The organism is Arthrobacter sp. TB 26 (assembly GCF_000427315.1).
Classification (GTDB): domain Bacteria; phylum Actinomycetota; class Actinomycetes; order Actinomycetales; family Micrococcaceae; genus Arthrobacter.
On sequence record NZ_AUPJ01000277.1, the window covers coordinates 10066 to 12630 of the forward strand.

The 2565-nt window shown below is 68.7% G+C and carries 4 protein-coding genes and 1 pseudogene (1 of these 5 only partly in view); all 5 read left to right on the forward strand.

Annotated features, from left to right (window positions below; all coding sequences use genetic code 11):
* A pseudogene (gene folP / locus K789_RS0109955) lies at nt 1-722 on the forward strand (dihydropteroate synthase) (it extends 220 nt beyond the left edge of the window).
* 13 nt (nt 723-735) lie between these two features.
* Entirely contained in the window at nt 736-1104 is a 369-nt protein-coding gene (gene folB, locus K789_RS0109960) for a dihydroneopterin aldolase (RefSeq protein ID WP_024366628.1), read from the forward strand.
* Nucleotides 1101-1628, forward strand: a complete 528-nt coding sequence (gene folK / locus K789_RS0109965) for a 2-amino-4-hydroxy-6-hydroxymethyldihydropteridine diphosphokinase (RefSeq protein ID WP_024366629.1) — start codon at nt 1101-1103, stop codon at nt 1626-1628. The genes folB and folK overlap by 4 nt, the downstream gene beginning before the upstream one ends.
* The gene (locus K789_RS0109970) at nt 1628-2149 is read left to right on the forward strand and encodes a DUF3180 domain-containing protein (RefSeq protein ID WP_024366630.1); all 522 of its coding nucleotides are present in this window, start codon (nt 1628-1630) and stop codon (nt 2147-2149) included. The genes folK and K789_RS0109970 overlap by 1 nt, the downstream gene beginning before the upstream one ends.
* On the forward strand, nt 2130-2565 hold a 436-nt coding region (locus tag K789_RS0109975), incomplete at its 3' end, for a PH domain-containing protein (protein ID WP_024366631.1). The genes K789_RS0109970 and K789_RS0109975, both read left to right, overlap by 20 nt.

Sequence of the window (2565 nt, forward strand, 5' to 3'; positions counted from 1 at the left end):
CCGACATCATCGACGTCGGCGGCGAATCCACCCGCCCGGGAGCGACCGAAGTGGAGCCTGACGAGGAACAGCGGCGGGTGTTGCCCGTGATCGCGGCCCTGGCCAAGGCCGGCGCCCTGATCAGCATCGACACGACCCACGCCGCCACCGCTGCGGCGGCGCTGGACGCCGGTGCCGTGATCATCAACGACGTCTCCGGCCTCAGCATGGAGCCCGAGATGGCCGAGCTCGTGGCCCGCAGCAAGGCCCCCTACGTCCTCACCCACCGCCGGGGCAACGCCAGCACCATGGACACGCTGACCGAATACGGGAACGTGGCTGCAGACGTGGCCGCGGAGCTCGCCGGAGTCCGCGACAAGCTCTACGCCGCCGGTGTCACCCCGGAGCAGATCATCGTTGATCCGGGCCTGGGTTTTTCCAAGACCGACGTGCAGAACTGGGAGCTGCTGACTCACCTGGATGTGCTGCAGGCGATGGGGCACAAGGTGCTCGTGGCCGCCTCCCGCAAACGCTTCCTCGGCAGTCTCCTGACGGTCGCCGGCAAGGCCGCCCCGCCGGCCGAGCGCGACGCCGCAACCGCCGCTGTGACCGCCATCAGTGCCCACCGGGGCGCCTGGGCGGTCCGGGTGCACGACGTCGGGCCCAGCCTCGACGCCGTTAAGGTCGCCGCCCGCATGACGGCGGCGCAGGCACCAGCTGTGCCCGCCGCCGGCGACAACTGAACCGGCGGGCACCATGGACCAGATCACGCTGAGCGGCGTCACCGCCGTCGGCCATCACGGAGTGTTTGATTTCGAGCGGCGCGACGGCCAGCCATTCGTGGTCGACGCCGTACTGCACCTGGACTTCAGCCGCGCCGCCGCCTCCGACGACGTCCTGGACACCGCGCACTACGGTGAAGTGGCCGAATGCATCCGGAGCTGGATCACCGGGGAGCCGCTGAACCTGATCGAGGCACTGGCCGTGCGGATCGCCGAGGACGTGCTGCGGAAGTTCCCCGCCGCCGCGGTGGACATCACCGTGCACAAACCCAAGGCTCCGATCGAAGTCGAGTTCGGCGACGTCTCCGTCAGCGTCCGGCGAACCCGGCAGGAACAGCCATGAACTACACCCGCGCCGTGCTTGCGCTCGGCAGCAACCTGGGGGCGCGCAGCGACACGCTCTCGGCTGCCGTCGCGGACCTCGTCGACCCGCCCGAGGTCCGCCTCCTGGCCATCTCCCCGATCGTCCAGACCAAGGCGGTCGGCGGACCGGCCGGCCAGCCGGACTTCCTCAACATGGTGATCGCCGTGGACACGACACTGACACCTCGTGAACTGCTGGAGCACTGCCACGCTGTGGAACAAAAGCACCACCGGGTCCGCGACGTCCACTGGGGCCCGCGCACCCTCGACGTCGACATCATCACCTACGGGGACCTGGTCAGTTCCGACCCGGAACTCACCATTCCCCACCCGCGTGCCGCCCAGCGGGCATTCGTCCTGTACCCGTGGTCGTTGATTGACCCCGCGGCGGAGCTGGACGGCGAACGCGTCGGCGAGCTCGCCGCGAAGGCCGCCGACTTCGCCGGCCTTGTCCCCTTCGACGGCTTCGAAAACCTCCACGGCGTGGCCGGAGCGGTGGAATGATGAAGCTGACCAGCCCACTGGTGCTCTTTATCATCGGCCTGGCCGTGGGGGTCCTCGGCTGGCTCGCTGCCCTCCTGACCACCCGCTACAGCCTGAACACCCCCGTCCTGCCGCTCAACGGGCTCATCACAATGGGCGTGATCGTTGTGCTCACCCTCGTGCTGGGCGTGCGGGTGCTGCGTTGGCGGAACGGCAAGAAGAAGAAGATGCTCAACCCCATCCTGGCCGCCTGGACCCTCGTCCTCGCCCAGGCCTGCGCCTACACCGGCAGCGTCCTGCTCGGCTGGCACGCCGGGATCTTCATTGACCAGCTGCGGCTCTGGAACCTGCGCAGCGACCAGACCCTCGCCTGGCAGGCCGTGGCCATGGCCGGCGGCGGCCTGGTCATGATCGTTGTTGGCCTGGTCGTGGAACGCTTTTGCCGGATACCCCCCGAGGATGGAGAGGGCGAATCGGCCCCCGGCCGCCAGGAGAAGCGCAAGCCGAAATCGGAAGGCGAATATGCATACCGAGGCGATTGACCCCCCGGGCATCACCTGGCTGCGCGTCTCGCAGAAATACGTCACGGTGAGGCTCACCAGCTGGGCGCTGGCGAATCTCCTCGTCGTGGGGCTGCTGTGCCTTCCCTTGGTCCTCGTCATCAACGGCTGGTGGCAGTCCTTCCCGCTCTGGCTGGCCGTCGCCCTCCCGTCCGTGATGCTGGTCCTGGCCCTGTGGCGGCTCCTGCTCATTCCCCGCCAGGTGCGGGCGCTCGGCTACGCCGAGCGTGAAGATGACCTCCTCATCCGCCGCGGTATTTTCTTCCAGCGCACCCTCGTTGTCCCCTACGGCCGCATGCAGTACGTCGACATCGGCGCCGGGCCGGTGGAGCGCGCCCTGGGGCTGTGCACGCTGAAACTGCACACGGCCTCCGCCGGCACCAACGCGGAGATCCCCG

Excerpts from the sequence above, each read along its gene's own strand:
- folB (WP_024366628.1), top strand. The coding sequence starts at position 736 with ATGGACCAGATCACGCTGAGCGGCGTCACCGCCGTCGGCCATCACGGA.
- folK (WP_024366629.1), top strand. The coding sequence starts at position 1,101 with ATGAACTACACCCGCGCCGTGCTTGCGCTCGGCAGCAACCTGGGGGCG.
- K789_RS0109970 (WP_024366630.1), top strand. The coding sequence starts at position 1,628 with ATGAAGCTGACCAGCCCACTGGTGCTCTTTATCATCGGCCTGGCCGTG.